This is a genomic window from Merdimonas faecis (assembly GCF_001754075.1).
Classification (GTDB): Bacteria; Bacillota; Clostridia; order Lachnospirales; family Lachnospiraceae; genus Merdimonas; species Merdimonas faecis.
This window is the reverse complement of record NZ_MIEH01000008.1, coordinates 47846-64154: the sequence shown is the minus strand read 5'-3', so window position 1 is coordinate 64154 and position 16309 is coordinate 47846. Positions and strand designations below refer to the sequence as shown.

At 47.2% G+C, this 16309-nt stretch carries 16 protein-coding genes; 5 read left to right on the top strand and 11 right to left on the bottom strand.

All coding sequences use genetic code 11. The annotated features are described in order from the left end of the window. Positions 1 to 72 precede the first annotated feature (72 nt). The 3 genes from BKD12_RS04250 to BKD12_RS04245 form a co-directional block, all read right to left on the bottom strand. Positions 73 to 300 carry a DUF1858 domain-containing protein gene (locus BKD12_RS04250; protein ID WP_083262828.1) on the bottom strand — a complete coding sequence of 76 codons (228 nt, stop codon included), beginning with the start codon at positions 298 to 300 and terminating at the stop codon, positions 73 to 75. A gap of 208 nt (positions 301 to 508) precedes the next feature. Continuing rightward, entirely contained in the window at positions 509 to 634 is a 126-nt protein-coding gene (locus tag BKD12_RS17385; protein ID WP_277272137.1) for a hypothetical protein, read from the bottom strand. A 68-nt stretch (positions 635 to 702) separates the two neighbouring features. Then, on the bottom strand, positions 703 to 1608 hold the full coding sequence (locus BKD12_RS04245) for a C40 family peptidase (RefSeq protein ID WP_070088088.1): 906 nt from the start codon (positions 1606 to 1608) through the stop codon (positions 703 to 705). A 271-nt stretch (positions 1609 to 1879) separates the two neighbouring features. Here BKD12_RS04245 and BKD12_RS04240 point away from each other — a divergent pair, with 271 nt between their 5' ends. The 3 genes from BKD12_RS04240 (at position 1880) to rbr (ending at position 3726) form a co-directional block, all read left to right on the top strand. Further along, positions 1880 to 2293: a Fur family transcriptional regulator gene (locus BKD12_RS04240; RefSeq protein WP_070088087.1), complete on the top strand. Its 414-nt coding sequence runs from the start codon at positions 1880 to 1882 to the stop codon at positions 2291 to 2293. Positions 2294 to 2385: 92 nt separating this feature from the next. Further along, positions 2386 to 2928 carry an NADH peroxidase gene (locus BKD12_RS04235; RefSeq protein ID WP_070088086.1) on the top strand — a complete coding sequence of 181 codons (543 nt, stop codon included), beginning with the start codon at positions 2386 to 2388 and terminating at the stop codon, positions 2926 to 2928. Positions 2929 to 3189: 261 nt separating this feature from the next. Beyond that, positions 3190 to 3726 carry a rubrerythrin gene (rbr, locus tag BKD12_RS04230; protein ID WP_070088085.1) on the top strand — a complete coding sequence of 179 codons (537 nt, stop codon included), beginning with the start codon at positions 3190 to 3192 and terminating at the stop codon, positions 3724 to 3726. An 81-nt stretch (positions 3727 to 3807) separates the two neighbouring features. Here the strand turns inward: rbr and BKD12_RS04225 are convergent, their stop codons facing one another. Then, on the bottom strand, positions 3808 to 5040 hold the full coding sequence (locus tag BKD12_RS04225) for an aminotransferase class I/II-fold pyridoxal phosphate-dependent enzyme (protein ID WP_070088084.1): 1233 nt from the start codon (positions 5038 to 5040) through the stop codon (positions 3808 to 3810). A 135-nt stretch (positions 5041 to 5175) separates the two neighbouring features. Between BKD12_RS04225 and BKD12_RS04220 the strand changes: the two genes are divergently transcribed. Continuing rightward, entirely contained in the window at positions 5176 to 6171 is a 996-nt protein-coding gene (locus BKD12_RS04220; protein WP_070088083.1) for a LysR family transcriptional regulator, read from the top strand. Here BKD12_RS04220 and BKD12_RS04215 read toward each other — a convergent pair. Both BKD12_RS04215 and BKD12_RS04210 read right to left on the bottom strand, forming a co-directional pair. Then, positions 6089 to 6676, bottom strand: a complete 588-nt coding sequence (locus BKD12_RS04215; protein WP_070088082.1) for an ECF transporter S component — start codon at positions 6674 to 6676, stop codon at positions 6089 to 6091. The genes BKD12_RS04220 and BKD12_RS04215 overlap by 83 nt on opposite strands. 45 nt (positions 6677 to 6721) lie before the next feature. Beyond that, a complete protein-coding gene (locus tag BKD12_RS04210; RefSeq protein WP_070088081.1) occupies positions 6722 to 7330 on the bottom strand; it encodes an ECF transporter S component in 609 nt (202 codons plus the stop codon). Positions 7331 to 7569: 239 nt separating this feature from the next. Here BKD12_RS04210 and trhA point away from each other — a divergent pair, with 239 nt between their 5' ends. Next, positions 7570 to 8232: a PAQR family membrane homeostasis protein TrhA gene (gene trhA, locus BKD12_RS04205; protein ID WP_070088080.1), complete on the top strand. Its 663-nt coding sequence runs from the start codon at positions 7570 to 7572 to the stop codon at positions 8230 to 8232. Positions 8233 to 8273: 41 nt separating this feature from the next. On the opposite strand, the gene BKD12_RS04200 is transcribed toward trhA, so the two are convergent. From BKD12_RS04200 to ileS, 5 genes are all read right to left on the bottom strand, one after another. After that, positions 8274 to 8528 carry a GIY-YIG nuclease family protein gene (locus BKD12_RS04200; RefSeq protein WP_070088079.1) on the bottom strand — a complete coding sequence of 85 codons (255 nt, stop codon included), beginning with the start codon at positions 8526 to 8528 and terminating at the stop codon, positions 8274 to 8276. Positions 8529 to 8670: 142 nt separating this feature from the next. Beyond that, positions 8671 to 9480 (bottom strand): M23 family metallopeptidase, encoded by an 810-nt coding sequence (locus BKD12_RS04195; RefSeq protein ID WP_070088078.1) that lies wholly within the window; start codon positions 9478 to 9480, stop codon positions 8671 to 8673. A 44-nt stretch (positions 9481 to 9524) separates the two neighbouring features. Beyond that, positions 9525 to 10427, bottom strand: coding sequence for a SpoIID/LytB domain-containing protein (locus BKD12_RS04190; RefSeq protein WP_070088077.1), 903 nt, complete (start codon positions 10425 to 10427; stop codon positions 9525 to 9527). 78 nt (positions 10428 to 10505) lie between these two features. Next, positions 10506 to 12971: a glycogen/starch/alpha-glucan phosphorylase gene (locus BKD12_RS04185; protein ID WP_070088076.1), complete on the bottom strand. Its 2466-nt coding sequence runs from the start codon at positions 12969 to 12971 to the stop codon at positions 10506 to 10508. 32 nt (positions 12972 to 13003) lie between these two features. Further along, entirely contained in the window at positions 13004 to 16153 is a 3150-nt protein-coding gene (gene ileS, locus BKD12_RS04180) for an isoleucine--tRNA ligase (protein ID WP_070088075.1), read from the bottom strand. Positions 16154 to 16309: the final 156 nt, after the last annotated feature.

Here is a 16309-nt window from a genome sequence, read left to right as displayed (position 1 = left end):
AACGTGCGCCGCCAGGCGCACGTCAAAAAAAGACCTTTGGCAGTTCTTGCTGCCAAAGGTCTTTTTTATTTCTTAAGCCTCCACACCATTTGCGGTCAGTGTCGCATTCAATTTCGCGATCAAAAGATCCGGATCAATTCCGTGGCCCATTGCACCCTGTTCAATGGTCTCCATCTGGGAATGTGGGCAGCCAATGCATCCCATTCCTGCTTCCATCAGGTCATCCACGATCTTTGGGCATGTATCATAATACTTTGTAAGCAATTCGCCGAAGGTCATATCTTTTGTTACCTGTGCCATCATGACACCTCCTTTACAATTTCAGTGTTTTCATTATAATCTCTTTTTTCCATTGTGTAAACATTTTATTCAAATTAATAGTTTAATCTGCTTTCTCAAAAGTCAATAATCATTTCGTTTTTTTTCGACAAAATTGCATTTTTATTATATCTTCACAAAACGTTCGTTCTTTTATTTACCCCGAGTAATCCCCCGTTTTTTGCTCTTTTTATGTGGATAATGTGGATAATTTTTTAAAAACATCGGTTTTTCCACCTTTTTTTGGCATTTCAATGTGGATAACTTGGAAAACTCCCGTTCCCAGATTTTTACAAATTTTTACAATTTTGTACATTTTGTACATTTCTTCTCTTTTCTCTCTTTTTTTTAATTTTTAACAAAAAGCTATTCATTCGTTTACATTCAGATCAATCTCCTGACAGTCAGGATATTGGTGTACGTGGCCGGAAGAATTCCAATTCCTCTCTGGCTGTTGATGGCGTTGACGATCTCCCCATTGCCCATGTAAATTCCCACGTGTCCGTCATACAAAATAAGATCTCCTGCCACCGCCTGATCATAGCTCACTGGCGTCCCCACATTTTCCATATCCCAGGTGGTGCGGGGCAGGCTGATCCCGAAATGTGCAAATACAGACTGAACAAACCCGGAGCAGTCCGCACCCTCGGTCAGGCTTGTCCCTCCCCATACATAAGGATTTCCGATAAACTGGCATGCGTAATCTACAATAGCCTGTCCGGTCTGAGCCTTTGCAGCCGCCTCTTCCGCTGCCTTTCGCGCCGCTTCTTCGGCTTCAGCCTGGAGCCTTGCAGCTTCCTCTTCCTTGGATTCCGCATAGACAAATGCCTCTTCTTCCTGCTGGCTCTCCGTCTGGCTCACCATTTCCCGGGCTTTTTGATCGGCATTCTTTCCTATTATTATATAATCAGAATACACATAGCCTGTCACGGTCCCGGACTGGATCTTCGTCCACTCGCCCACCGGTCCGATGATCTTCGCAGCATTATCGGGATACAGCTTTCCCAGCCACTCACTTTCTGTTGTCGGTTCGCTCCTGATATACAGAAACGTCTGGACATTGGCAAATGCCATATCTAAATACTCACCCTTCTCTGTCGGTACAAGATAATCCTCTACTTCGATTTTTTTATCTGACAGATAGCAGTCACTTAAAACTTCCTCAATCCCCGCCTGCGGCAGGATCTGTTCTGCTGCCGTCTGGTCAAAGGCTTGTACCGTGTGAGGAAATGCGGTCACTGCACCTGTAATAGTAACTAAGAACAATCCCTTCTTAAGATTAGAACCCATAAACTCCCTCCTTTATGTTTTCTTATCTTTTGTAAATATTACAGAATTGTTACATATGTTACGGCATTATTATACCACCCAAGAAAGTGTTGTCAACATGTTTCATAGGCGTTCTATCGTCATATTATGCACTGTACTTTCAAAATAATACTCTAAATCCGGCTCAAAATATTACAAAATGTTATATTTTGAAAATAATTGTTGACAGGACTTTATTCATTTTATATACTAATTATAGTAATTATTATTATTATCGAAAGGAGGAGCAAGAGTGGCAAATTTGAAATACAGCAAGCAGCGTGCATCCATTCTGGAATATTTATCCGGCACTCACTCTCATCCGACTGCTGATATGGTGTACCTGCATGTAAAAGAAGAATTTCCAAATATCAGTCTTGGAACTGTTTACCGTAACCTTAATCTTCTTGCAGATATTGGCGAGATCACAAAGATTCCGACTCCGGACGGCGGCGACCGTTTTGACGGACGGACAGATTCTCATTACCATGTGATCTGCAGCGGCTGCGGCAATGTTTTTGACCTGGAACTTAGTGACTCCTTTGATCAGTTCATTGATAAGACCGCCGGGGAACATTTTGACGGTGTCATTGAATCACACAATATATTATTTTACGGAAAATGTTCAAACTGCTGTAGTAATGAGAACAAAAAAGGTTTAAAATAAGGATTGACAGAAGTCATAACATGTGGTAATTTAATATTAGTAATTGTTACTAATATTAAAATAATAAAAATATATAAAGGAGATGTAAGAACATGAAGAAATTTGTATGTACTGTATGTGGTTATGTTTATGAAGGAGAGGCTGCTCCGGCTGAATGTCCAGTTTGCCACGCTCCGGCTGAGAAATTCAAAGAGCAGACAGGTGACAGAGAGTGGGCTGCTGAGCACGTGGTAGGTGTTGCTCAGGGCGTTAGCGAAGACATTCTTGCAGACTTAAGAGCAAACTTTGAAGGCGAGTGCTCTGAGGTTGGTATGTATCTGGCAATGGCCAGAGTGGCTCACAGAGAAGGATATCCGGAAATCGGCCTGTACTGGGAAAAAGCTGCTTATGAAGAGGCTGAGCACGCTGCTAAATTTGCAGAACTGCTCGGCGAAGTCGTAACCGACAGCACAAAGAAGAACCTGGAGATGCGTGTAGACGCTGAAAACGGCGCTACCGCTGGTAAGTTTGATCTTGCAAAACGTGCAAAAGCTGCTAACCTGGACGCAATCCATGACACAGTTCACGAAATGGCAAGAGACGAAGCACGTCACGGAAAAGCATTCGAAGGCCTGTTAAAGAGATACTTTGGCTAAGCTACGAGCCAGGCACTATATATAGAAGTTGCGCCTCTACAAGTTTACTTGTAAGAGGCGTGGCTTCTATATATTAGTATCCGGCGACAGCCGACAGCGAGGAAGCTTTTGCTTCCTGGCTGGCCTGGCGAGTTTACCTGCCGGGGGTAGTATTCGGCGACAGCCGACAGCGAGAAAACTCTTGCTTCCTGGCTGGCCTGGCGAGTTTACACATATTCACGAGAGGTTTTACAAATACTATTAAAAACGGAGGATATTGATATGTCTAAATATGCAGGAACAAAAACCGAACAGAACTTAATGGAAGCTTTTTCCGGCGAATCTCAGGCACGCAATAAATATACCTATTATGCTTCTGCCGCTAAGAAAGCCGGCTATGTGCAGATGGCAAACATTTTTGAGGAAACAGCAAACCAGGAAAAAGAACATGCAAAAATGTGGTTCAAGGAATTCCACGGCATCGGCGATGTGGCAGAGAACTTAGAGGATGCTGCCGCCGGAGAGAACTATGAGTGGACAGATATGTACAAGCGTATGGCTGAGGAAGCCAGAGCAGAAGGCTTTGAAGAGCTGGCTGTAAAATTTGAAGGCGTTGCCCAGGTAGAAGCTGCTCACGAGAAGCGCTACCGCAAGCTGCTGGAAAGCTACAAAGCAGGAAAGACCTTCAAAGACGATGCTCCTCTTGGATGGAAATGCAACAACTGCGGATTCATCTATATGGGCGATGAGGCTCCGGAAGTATGTCCGGTTTGTGCTCATCCAAGAGCTTACTTTGAGAGAAAAGTAGAAAATTACTAAGATTTGCTTCAACAGGCTGCAGGGAGAAATCTCTGCAGCCTGTTTTGTATATTCCAGTCTTCACTTCTACCGTCCTTTTTGCTAGGCATATTTTCGCCAGTCCTGATGATAGCCGTCCAGGAACGTCCCCATCCGGCGGATAGCATCGGATAGTACTTCTGCCTGTGGAAGCATGACGATCCGGAAATGATCCGGGTCATGCCAGTCAAATCCACTGCCTGGTACCAGCAGGATATGTGTATTGTACAAAAGATCTCGTGCAAATTTCTTATCGTCCGTAATCCCGAATTTTCTTACGTCCAGCCGCGGGAAAATGTAAAAAGCGGCGTCATTTTTTACAAAAGATATCCCGTCTATCTTCTGAAGTTCCCTTACAGCAGCTTCCCTTTGTTCATAAAGACGCCCGCCCGGCCTTACCATGGAGGCCGGTGTCTCCATATCCTGAAGCGCCGCCGGGATTGCCACCTGCGCCAGTGCATTGGCACAAAGCCGCATAGAAGTCATCTGGACGATTCCTTCCCTGTATTCGTCCGTCAATGCTCTTGGTCCGCTAAGCACCATCCATCCGCACCGGTAACCGCACAGACAATGAGATTTGGAAAGGCCGTTCATCGTAACCATCGGCACATCTTCTGCCAGGGACGCCGTGGACACATGCTGCTTCCCATCCATCACCAGGCGATCATAGATCTCATCAGAAAAAATCATCAGTCCGTTTTCTCTTGCCACCTGGATGATCTCAAGCAGGATCTCCTTCTGGTACAGCACTCCCGTCGGGTTATTGGGATTGATAATAACGATGGCTTTCGTCCTTGCAGTAACTTTCTTTTTAATGTCCGCAAGATCCGGCGCCCAGTCTGCTTTCTCATCGCATGTATAGAAAACCGGCTTTCCACCGGCCAGGCATACGGAATTTCCCCACAAAGAATAGCTGGGACTGGGAACTAACACCTCATCCGCACTGTTTAAAAGCGGGAGCAGTGCAAAGGAAACCACCTCACTGACACCGTTTCCGATGAAAATATCATCCGGATCTATCCCCTTTATCCCCTTACTCTTTTCATACTCGCAGATTGCCTCTCTGGCATCTCTTCGTCCTCGGAAATCGCAGTATGCCATTCCTTCTTCAGCGCAATCTTCCATCGCCCTTTTCACACTTTCCGGCACCTCAAATCCAAAAACCGCCGGATTTCCTGTATTCAGTTTTAATATATCCATTCCTTTTTTCTGCATTTCCAGAGCTTCCATGTACAACGGTCCCCGGATATCAGAATGTACGTGCTCCATTCGTTTTGCTTTCCGAAATGCTTCCATTTTTATTTCCTCCTGATATTGGTATAAAGTTCGAACCTTTTCTTTACATTTATGATAACGCCGGACTATAATATATTCAAATACCAATAATCATATATATGTTATATCGTTTTAACTATAACTTTGGGAGGTTTTATGTTTACCTGGAAGAAATATGTCTATGAAGTTTACCGGGAAAAAAGCTTTTCTAAGGCGGCACAGAATCTATATATCAGTCAGCCCTCCTTAAGCGCCCGCATCAAAAAAATCGAGGAGGAAATCGGCGTACCTTTGTTTGACCGCAGCACATCCCCGCTGCAGCTTACGGAGGCAGGACGGATCTATATTGATGCGGCAAAGGAGATCTTTCAGATTGAACAGCGGGTGGAAAATGCTATCAATAATCTGAATACTCTGAAATCCGGCCATTTATCCATCGGGGCCAGCAATCTGTTCGCCGCCTATGTTCTTCCCACTTTGATCTCGGGGTTTAAACGGAAATATCCGAGAATTGATATTCAGATCACCGAGGGAAATACTGATCAGCTGGAAGCCATGCTCAGCAGCGGATATCTGGATTTTGTCATTGACAATTATCACTATGACAGCACTCTTTACAATAAGGAATCTTACTGCCAGGAGCATATCCTGCTGGCAGTGCCCCGGCATTTTCCCATAAATAAAGAGCTGGAATCTTTCCAGCTCTCTTATGAAAATATTCAAAGCGAATCGGATCTGTCCGAAAAATGTCCGTCAGTTCCACTTAACTCCTTTTCCTCCCTGCCTTTTATCATGCTGACGCCGGGCAATGATACGCGCACCCGCGGGGAACATCTCTGCCGCCTTGCCGGCTTTAGCCCCAGAATCATCCTGGAGCTGCAGCAGCAGTCCACCGCCTATATGGCCGCCTCCACGCAGCTTGGCGCCACGTTTATCAGTGACATGCTGGTACAGCGCCTCCCGTCCTTTGAAAATCTGGTCTACTACAAGCTTTCCGGGCCTGATGCACTGCGCCAGGTATTTTTCTATTATAAAAAGCACAAGTACAAGACCCGGGTAATGGAGGAATTTATTGCCTTGATGCACGCCGGTACAGCCGTTCCACCGGACGGTACAGGAGTGCTTCCGCAAGGATCAGAAATACCACATTGACTACCGTAGCCGGAATGGAGGCGGCTGATCCTGCGGCAGCTGCCGCAAAGCCGCTTCCCAGGATCATCATTTTGACAATCCCCATAACAAACTCAATGAGGATATTCATGCATCCGTATAGCACGGTACAGATCATCGCTCCCCGGTATTCCTTTTTCCTGTCTCCCCCCGCCCTGTTTTTTAAGACTGCAAACAGAGCTCCGATAAGCAGACATTTGATGATCGTTTCCAGAAATACCTGTGGGACATCCTGCAGATAACCGTTCAGGATATCGAAGATCACCAGTCCGAGGGTACCTGAAACGGCACCCCTTTTTCCTCCCATAAGGAGCACACCCATGACTACAAAAATGTGGCCAAAGTGTACAAACGGCGTCCCTACTACTGCAGGAAGAGGGACCCGGAAGATCTGGATACCCAGAAAGGTAATCGCAGCAAAGAAAGCAGTTACTACCAGCTTATTGATCGATTCATCTCTCGAAATATTTTCTTCCTTCTTTATCATTTTCTGTCATTCCTCATTCTGTCATTCTGGCGAATCAGACCGCTGTCAGGCCATTTTCTTTTTCCCGATTCCTGTAATCAGGCCGGATTTAAGAAGTACCGGGCGCAGCGCATTATACATTGCGCACACCAGAACCGTGGAGATTACGGCATTGACAAACGTAGCAGCAGTGCTCCATTTTGCCAGGACCTCCGCCATCTGCTGCGGCTGCCCCAGAATATACATTTTGTAAAAATATCCTGCCAGCGGGTCTGCGATCACATTGAAGCCAAGTCCTGCTATTGAAGCGATCAGACTCCATTTCCATACATATTTTTTGTCAGTGCTTTCGTTGATCCTGGCGATTCTGTGAGCCACCAGTCCTACGATCAGGCCAATGCACAGCTTCAGGAAAAATGTCTTGGGCGCGCCGGTGATATAGATCGGATCCATGATGTCTGCGATTCCCATGCCGATGGCTCCCGCCAGTCCGCCATAGAGGCCGCCCAGAAGAAGCGCCGCCAGGACACAGAAGGCGTTACCGATGTGGATCGATGTGGCATCTCCGCCCGGCATCGGGATCTTTATCTGAAGATACGTAAAAGAAACATAACAAAGAGCTGCCAGAAGCGCTGTCTGCGCCAGTTTTATTACTGTTTGATTTCTTTTTTCCATATAGTCTCACTCCCTTTTTCGATTCTCATACATCGTAGCACCGAACTGTCTTCTTATAAATATCCAGTTATTTCATATTTAACCAGTCCAGTTTCTTAAATTTCTAAATAAATATGAAATTTTTGTGATTATGCTTGCTTTTTGAGAATATGGGTTATAATATACACATATGGATAATGTAGTTTCCAAAACTATGTGTTGTGTTTTATCAATATATATCTGAACAGGAGGAGTGTATTATGGCAGAAGTAATCAAAGAACATATTAAAGATCCGGGGAGTGCGATCACCCATTTTATCGGGATGCTCATGGCAATCTTCGCAGCAGTCCCGCTGCTTATCAAGGCAGCTCATGAGCCGGACCGGATTTATATCATTTCTATTACAATCTATGCGGCAAGCCTGATCCTTTTGTATGCGGCAAGTACTACCTACCATACCTTTGACCGTTCCAAAAAGATCAATACGATCCTCAAAAAAATAGACCATATGATGATCAGCGTACTGATCGCCGGAAGCTATACTCCGATCTGTCTCCTGGTTCTGCCCCGCAGGATCGGCCTGATCCTTCTTAGCATTGTCTGGGGAATCGCGATTATCGGAATACTGATCAAGGCATTCTGGATCAACTGCCCCAAGTGGGTTTCTTCCGTATTATACATCGGCATGGGATGGACCTGCGTTCTCGCATTTACCCAGATCCTCAACTCCATGTCTCCGGCAGCTTTCGGCTGGCTGCTGGCCGGCGGTATTATTTACACCATCGGCGGAGTTATCTATGCTTTGAAGCTGCCTCTATTCAATATGCGGCATAAAAACTTCGGGACACATGAAATCTTTCATCTGTTCGTCATGGGCGGAAGTGCCTGCCACTTTATCGTAATGTATGCATTCGTGTTATAAACATTGTAATGTGGATAACTTCAATTGGGGACGGGGGTTTTTCAGAAAACCCCCGTCCCCAATTGAATGACTTCTTCTTTCTTTTTACGACTCATATGTTTGATCTCATACTCCCGGCGCATCGCTTCCTCCCGAGAGGCAAATTCTTCATAATACAGCAGTTTTACAGGCCTTCTGGACTTTGTATACTTGGCACCTTTCCCTGCATTGTGGGCTTCAATCCTCTTTTTAAGATCGTTAGTCCACCCGGTATATAAGCTTCCATCTCTACATTGTACGATATATGTATAATTCATTTTCCACATTTTCCACAATATTTCCAAGTTATCAACATTAATTATAAAAGGTTTTCCACATTTGTCAATGCGAGGTCCCATTGGGGACGGGGGTTTTCTGAAAAAGGGACGGGGGATTTTCGAAAAACCCCCGTCCCCAATGCTACATATAGTCCAGCGGGTTGATTGGCTGTCCGTCCTTTCGCATTTCGAAATACACGTTCGTGCCTTCTACGCTGTAGTATTTTGTCGGCTTGCTTACATATCCGATCACCGTATTCGCCTCCACATAGTCTCCCACCTTCAGCGGGACGTCTTTCAGCTGTCCGTAAAGGAGTTCGTAACCGTTGCCGATGTCAATATTCACTGTCGTTCCAGTCTCTGCCATATTGTCGATAGACTTGACGATACCGGTCGTGCCTGCGATCACCTGATCGTTTTCGGCAGCAGATATAATGAGCGCCGGGTTGTATTTGTACTGATCCAGTGTGGAAAAGTATACCGTCTTGTCCATACTGTAGCTCATCAGCACTGTTCCGTTGACTGGCCATACCAGCTTGCTGTCCTCACCAAAGTTTAGGTTCACACCGGATCCTGAAGTGCTCTGCACACCGGCGCCTCCCGCTCCACTGCTTCCCGTTCCACTGCCGGAAGCACTTCCATCTGCGTCGGAATTTCCGCCTGCCGTTTCCTTTTCCGCCTCACCGGTGCCGGCGGCCCCGCCCTGCGTCTTATCCTCATTCTGGTTGTCAATCACCGCACTGTCTGCTTCCCTGGCATCATCTGCGCTGTCTTCTGTAATGTTATCCTTTGTCTCATTTTCTTCCGTCCTTGCAATCTCTTCGTTTTGCCGGGCTTCCCTACTATTCCCCAAAGTATATGTTCCTACAATAGCGATCGCTGCCACAAAGCACAATACTGCTGCGACGGTAGCTCCCCTCTTTTTTTGTGAAGGGCTTTGCTTTTTATTCATCTTATCACCACCTCTGACTATATTTTTGCCAGAAGCTGTGATAGTTATTCTGTGTTCTGTAAGATTTCTGCTACCTCTTTTTGTTCGCAGCCTTCAAAAAAATAATTTAAAATTTCATCATAGGTCTGGCCGTCTTTTGCCATCCGGTGCGCGCTGTACTGACTCATGCCAAGTCCGTGCCCCACACCTCTAGTGGTGATCCGCATCTTCCCGTTGTACCGCTGCAGGGTGAAACAGGAAGACGCCAGTTCATACTTCTTTCGAAATTCCTCTCCGCTCATATTTTCCTGGCCGACCCGCACATTCGTCACATATCCCGCTGTATCAAGCGCTGTTACCTCCGCATCCATGTCGTCCACCTCTACCGTCTGAAGCTGCTCCTCGGCCTCCACATCATCCGGGCACTCCCGGATCTTAAGATACGGGCAGTCTTCATTTCCCAATACCTCTTTCCCATCCCTGGTACATCCGATACTCAGCCGGAAAAACGGCACATAGGCCGGCTGTCCCTGCCAGGTCAGAATCTGTCCCTCCGTCTCCTGCCAGGCATCCTGGAATTTCCGGTAATAGATTCTATCCTTCCCGCCCCAGGCTTCCTGCATCTCCTCCCGGTTCCAGAAATTTCCCTGGACCGCCTTCTTGTTCCCGCCTGTTTGAATCTGCCGGTAAATGTCAGTCCGCACCAGCACAGCCTGCGCTTTCAGGGCCTCCTTTTCATAATCTGCCGGAATTTCCTTTGCCATAACGCCGATTCCATAATCCTCCAACGGCATTTCTATGACCTGTCCTTCTTCCGCCTCTTCACCTGACACCTCTACCTGGATATAGGTCTGATCTACCCTGGACTGTGCTGTAATGCTTGGCCCATTTATAAATACAGTCATCACGTAGGGGAGAAGAACGATGATGAGCAGACAGCATCCCATTTTCTTTAATTTCAACCACATGAAAAAGCCCTCCCATACACTGTATGGGAGGGCGTGTCTTTTTATACCTTTTACTCTTCTTTTATATCTCCTGCGCTTTTATACTTCTACAGTCACTGCGTCAAGATGCCAGATATCATCCACATACTCCTGAATGGTACGGTCAGAAGAGAACTTGCCGCAGCATGCGGTATTCAGAAGCGCCATCTTTGCCCAGCGGTCACGGTCGCGGTATGCGGCCTCTACCCGCGTCTGCGCCTCTGCGTAGGAACGGAAGTCCTTCAGGATAAAGTACATATCCGCACGGTTTCCGCCAATTGGCTTTAACAGAGAATTGTACAGATCACGGTACATCTCGCTGTCGCCGTGGGAATACGTGCCGTCCACCAGCTGCTCTACCACCCGGCGCACTTCCGGATCATTGTTATAGATCTCGTATGGATCATAGCCGCCATGGTTCTCAAAATTGATAACCTCGTCGGAGCTCAGTCCAAAGATAAATGCATTTTCGATGCCTACTTCTTCTACAATCTCCACATTCGCTCCATCCATGGTGCCAAGAGTCGGCGCTCCGTTCAGCATAAACTTCATGTTTCCTGTTCCGGATGCCTCTTTGGAAGCAGTGGAAATCTGCTCGCTGACATCTGCCGCCGCAAAGATCATCTCCGCATTGGATACCCGGTAATCCTCGATAAATACAACCTTCAGCTTGCCGTTGATGCTGCGGTCATTATTGACTACATCTGCTACCGAATTGATCAGCTTGATGATCTGTTTCGCACGGATATATCCTGCAGACGCCTTTGCCCCGAAAATGAAGGTTCTTGGATAGAAGCTGCGTTCCGGGTGCTCCTTGATCTGATTATACAGATACATCACATGCAGGATATTTAAGAGCTGCCGTTTGTACTCATGGAGACGCTTTACCTGTACGTCAAAGATGGATCTCGGATCCACTTCAATGCCGTTGTGCTCCAGGATATATTTTGCCAGACGCTCTTTATTTCTATATTTAATGTCCATGAACTCTTTCAGGGCCTCTTTGTCATCTGCCCACTTTTTCAGTCCGGACATCAGGGACAGGTCTGTCGCCCAGTCCTTGGTTCCGATCTTCTCTGTTACCCACTGAGCCAGAAGCGGATTGCCGTGCATCAGGAACCGTCTCTGGGTAATACCATTGGTCTTGTTATTAAACTTCTGCGGCATCATCTGGTAGAAATCTTTAAGCTCCTGATTCTTTAAGATCTCTGTATGCAGTCTTGCCACACCGTTGACAGAATATCCGGCTACAATGGCAAGATGCGCCATTTTCACCTGCCCGTCCCGGATAATAGCCATCTTACGGATCTTCTCCTCATTGCCCGGATACTGCTCCTGAATCTTTAAGATAAATCGGCGGTCGATCTCCTGGATGATCTGGTATACACGGGGAAGCAGACGTGAGAACAGATCCACCGGCCATTTTTCCAGAGCCTCTGCCATAATGGTGTGGTTGGTATAGGCGCAGGTTTTCGTGGTGATCTCCCATGCCTCGTTCCAGCCTAAGTCCTCCTCGTCCAGGAGGATTCGCATCAGCTCTGCCACTGCTACTGTCGGATGCGTGTCGTTCATCTGAATGGTCATCTTCTCCGGCAGCTTCATCAGGTCATCATGTTTTCTCTTATACTTGGCGACTGCCGCCTGCAGGCTGGCAGACACAAAGAAATACTGTTGTTTTAAACGCAGCTCTTTTCCTGCATAGTGGTTATCATTCGGATAGAGCACCTCAACGATGGTCTTTGCCAGGTTCTGCTGCTCCACTGCTTTATGGTAATCTCCCCTGTCAAAGGCGTTGAGCTGGAAGTCTACGATCGGCTCTGCATCCCAGATGCGCAGGGTATTGACCACATGGTTGTCATAACCTACGATCGGATAATCATAGGGGATCGCCAGGACGGACTCATAATTTTCCTGTACAAAATGAGTCTTTCCGGTCTTGTCATCATATTCTACACGGATATTTCCCCCGAAGCGCACTTCCTTTGCATACTCCGGACGGCGAAGCTCAAAGGGGTTGCCGTCTTTGAGCCAGTTGTCCGGCTTTTCTACCTGGTAGCCGTTTTCGATTTTCTGCTTAAACATTCCGTAGCGATAACGGATCCCGCAGCCGTAAGCTGCATATCCCAGAGTAGCAAGGGAATCTAAGAAGCAGGCCGCCAGCCGTCCCAGTCCTCCGTTTCCAAGGGCCGGATCCGGCTCCTGATCCTCGATCAGGTTTAAATCGATGCCAAGCTCATCTAAAGCTTCCTTCACTTCCTTGTAGGCTGTCATATTAATCAGATTATTGCCAAGAGCCCTGCCCATCAGGAACTCCATAGACATATAGTAAACCACCTTGGGATCCTCTTTGTCATAGGTTTCCTGTGTTGCGATCCAGTCGTCGATGATCGCTTCCTTCACCGCATAGGACACCGCCTGGTATAACTGCTGCGGGGTGGCCTCTTCGATGGTTTTCCGGAACAGAGTTTTTACATTTTCTGTAACTTCGCGTTTGAACGTCTGCTTGTCAAATCTCGGATTATACATTCTTCTCTTTTCCTTTCTTCTCTTTACCCGTCTTATCTTTTCTCCACACCAAGGACTACCTTTTCACCGTTGATCTTCCACTCCTTGACATAGCCGGCCGGTTCATGTTTCTCCACCAGCTCTGCCAGAGTCTCGTCACCGATAGTCTTCTCATTTTCTGCGAATACTGCTTCAGCCTTTTCGGTACCCTCGTAAGTGATCCGGATCTTGTCGGTCACCTGGAAATCTGCTTCCTTACGCATGGTCTGTACCTTGCTGATGATCTCGCGCACAAAACCTTCCTTCAGCAGTTCCTCGGAAAGATTGGTATCCAGCACCACTGTGATGCCATTGTCATTTTCAGATACATAGCCTTCCATCTGGCTGCTCTCGATCAGCAGGTCTTCACGGAACAGCGTGACTTCCTGGCCGTTTACATCAAGCTTTAAGGAACCATTTTCATTCAGCTCATCCATCGCCGCATTTCCGTCAAGGGATGTAAGTGCTGCCTTGATTCCACCTAAAAGTTTACCATATTTTGGTCCAACTGTCTTTAACTGTGGTTTAAATGTATATGAAGTAAAATCGCGGACTTCCTGTGTAAATGTAACAGATTTTACATTTAACTCTTCCTTTACGATCTCCTGATAAAATTCAGGAACTTCAAAATCCGCCTTCACATACATCTGTCCGATCGGCTGACGGTTCTTGATATTAGCGGTATTTCTGCAGGCACGGCCCATAACTACCAGCTTCAGCACGTTATCCATATTTGCTTCCAGCTCTTTGTCAATGTACTCTTCTTTTACAGCCGGGAAATCGCACAGGTGGATACTCTCCGGCGCAGTCTGATCGATGGATCTTACCAGATTCTGGTAGATCTCTTCTGTCATGAACGGGATCATCGGCGCAGCAGCTTTGCTGATCTCTACCAATGCTGTATAAAGCGTCATATAGGCATTGATCTTATCCTGCCCCATTCCCTTCGCCCAGAAACGCTCACGGCTTCTTCTGACATACCAGTTGCTCATGTCATCTACAAACTCCTGCAGCGCTCTTGCAGTCTCCGGAATCTTGTAGTCCGCCAGGTTCTGGTCTACTTCTGCGATCACTGTGTTCAGCTTGGACAGAAGCCATTTGTCCATGACGGATAATTTATCATATTCTAAGGTATACTTCGTAGCGTCAAACTCGTCAATGTTTGCGTACAGCACGAAAAATGCATAGGTGTTCCACAGAGTTCCCATGAATTTACGCTGTCCCTCTACCACTGCTTTTCCGTGGAAACGGTTCGGCAGCCATGGTGCGCTGTTTACATAGAAATACCAGCGGATCGCATCCGCACCGTATTTTTCCAGCGCCTCAAACGGGTCTACCGCATTTCCCTTGGACTTGCTCATCTTCTGTCCGTTCTCATCCTGCACATGACCCAGAACGATAACGTTCTTATACGGCGCCTTGTTAAAGATCAGTGTAGAGATCGCAAGCAGCGAGTAGAACCATCCTCTGGTCTGGTCCACCGCCTCGGAAATAAAGTCTGCCGGGAACTGTTTCTCGAATAGCTCCTGATTCTCGAACGGATAGTGATGCTGTGCAAACGGCATCGCTCCGGAATCAAACCAGCAGTCGATTACCTCCGGTACCCGGTGCATCTCTTTTCCGCACTTCGGACACTTGATGGTCACGGCGTCGATATACGGCCGGTGCAGCTCGATCTCGTCCGGACAGTTATCAGACATTTCCTTTAATTCGGCAATGCTTCCGATGGAGTGCTGATGTCCGCACTCGCACTCCCAGATATTTAACGGGGTTCCCCAGTAACGGTTCCGGCTGATGCCCCAGTCCTGAACATTTTCCAGCCAGTCGCCGAAACGTCCTTTTCCAATGCTCTCCGGGATCCAGTTGATGGTGTTGTTATTAGCGATCAGGTCGTCCTTTACCTCTGTCATCTTGATGAACCAGGACTCGCGCGCATAGTAGATCAGCGGCGTATCGCAGCGCCAGCAGTGAGGATAGCTGTGTTCGAACTTCGGCGCGTCGTAAAGAAGCCCTCTCTCCTCCAGGTCTTTGATGACCTCCGGGTCTGCCTTTTTCACGAACAGCCCTGCAAACGGGGTCGTCTCGCCCATATTTCCCTTTTCATCTACCAGCTGGACGAAAGGCATGTCATACTTCCGTCCCACCTTGGCATCGTCCTCACCAAATGCCGGTGCGATGTGTACCACGCCGGTACCGTCGGTCAGAGTAACATAGGTGTCACAGGTAATGAAAAATGCTTTTTTATTCTGCTTATCTGCACAGTCCTTTGCACACTGATACAAAGGCTCGTATTCTTTGTATTCCAGCTCTTTTCCTTTATAAGTCTCCAGCACCTCGTAAGCCGGCTTTCCTTCCTCGCCAAGCTTTCCAAGAACGGTGTCAAGAAGCGCGGAAGCCATATAATATACATAACCGTCTGCCGCCTTTACCTTTGCGTATTCCTCCTCCGGGTTTACACAGAGGCCGATGTTGGACGGCAGGGTCCACGGCGTGGTGGTCCATGCCAGGAAGTAAGCGTCCTCGCCGATCACCTTGAACCGCACGATAGCGGAGCGTTCTTTTACATCCTTATATCCCTGCGCTACCTCCTGAGCCGACAGCGGAGTTCCGCAGCGCGGGCAGTAAGGCACGATCTTGAATCCTTTGTATAAAAGGCCTTTTTCCCAGATCTTTTTCAGCGCCCACCATTCGGACTCAATATAATCGTTATGATAGGTTACGTAAGGATTTTCCATGTCCGCCCAGAAGCCGACGGTGGCAGAGAAATCCTCCCACATGCCTTTGTATTTCCATACGCTTTCCTTACATTTGTCGATGAACGGCTCCAGACCATATTCTTCGATCTGATCTTTACCGTCCAGCCCCAGAGCTTTTTCTACCTCCAGCTCTACCGGCAGGCCATGGGTATCCCATCCTGCTTTTCTCGGCACCTCATAACCTTTCATGGTGCGGTATCTGGGGATCATATCTTTGATAACACGGGTCAGTACATGGCCGATATGCGGCTTTCCGTTGGCTGTCGGAGGGCCGTCGTAAAACATATAGATATCGTTGCCGTCCCGTTCCTCCATACTTTTTTCAAAAATGTGATTTTCTTCCCAGAATTTTTCAACTTCTTTTTCTCTGTCCACAAAGTTAAGATCCGTGGAAACCTTCTTGTACATAAGAAACCTCCTTAAAAAATAAAACGCTTCCGCCCTGTATAGGACGAAAGCGAACTTTGCGTTTTTTACACCACCTAAACATACTGTCATATGTCTTCCCTGTAACGGAGGAATTCCGTCAGCGCTTACTGGGCGCTCCCTTCTTTCCAGGGGCCT

Excerpts from the sequence above, each read along its gene's own strand:
- BKD12_RS04250 (WP_083262828.1), bottom strand. The coding sequence starts at position 300 with ATGGCACAGGTAACAAAAGATATGACCTTCGGCGAATTGCTTACAAAG.
- BKD12_RS17385 (WP_277272137.1), bottom strand. The coding sequence starts at position 634 with ATGTACAAAATTGTAAAAATTTGTAAAAATCTGGGAACGGGAGTTTTC.
- BKD12_RS04245 (WP_070088088.1), bottom strand. The coding sequence starts at position 1,608 with ATGGGTTCTAATCTTAAGAAGGGATTGTTCTTAGTTACTATTACAGGT.
- BKD12_RS04235 (WP_070088086.1), top strand. The coding sequence starts at position 2,386 with ATGAAGAAATTTGTATGTACTGTATGTGGTTATGTTTATGAAGGAGAG.
- rbr (WP_070088085.1), top strand. The coding sequence starts at position 3,190 with ATGTCTAAATATGCAGGAACAAAAACCGAACAGAACTTAATGGAAGCT.
- BKD12_RS04225 (WP_070088084.1), bottom strand. The coding sequence starts at position 5,040 with ATGGAAGCATTTCGGAAAGCAAAACGAATGGAGCACGTACATTCTGAT.
- BKD12_RS04220 (WP_070088083.1), top strand. The coding sequence starts at position 5,176 with ATGTTTACCTGGAAGAAATATGTCTATGAAGTTTACCGGGAAAAAAGC.
- BKD12_RS04215 (WP_070088082.1), bottom strand. The coding sequence starts at position 6,676 with ATGATAAAGAAGGAAGAAAATATTTCGAGAGATGAATCGATCAATAAG.
- BKD12_RS04210 (WP_070088081.1), bottom strand. The coding sequence starts at position 7,330 with ATGGAAAAAAGAAATCAAACAGTAATAAAACTGGCGCAGACAGCGCTT.
- trhA (WP_070088080.1), top strand. The coding sequence starts at position 7,570 with ATGGCAGAAGTAATCAAAGAACATATTAAAGATCCGGGGAGTGCGATC.
- BKD12_RS04200 (WP_070088079.1), bottom strand. The coding sequence starts at position 8,528 with ATGAATTATACATATATCGTACAATGTAGAGATGGAAGCTTATATACC.
- BKD12_RS04195 (WP_070088078.1), bottom strand. The coding sequence starts at position 9,480 with ATGAATAAAAAGCAAAGCCCTTCACAAAAAAAGAGGGGAGCTACCGTC.
- BKD12_RS04190 (WP_070088077.1), bottom strand. The coding sequence starts at position 10,427 with ATGTGGTTGAAATTAAAGAAAATGGGATGCTGTCTGCTCATCATCGTT.
- BKD12_RS04185 (WP_070088076.1), bottom strand. The coding sequence starts at position 12,971 with ATGTATAATCCGAGATTTGACAAGCAGACGTTCAAACGCGAAGTTACA.
- ileS (WP_070088075.1), bottom strand. The coding sequence starts at position 16,153 with ATGTACAAGAAGGTTTCCACGGATCTTAACTTTGTGGACAGAGAAAAA.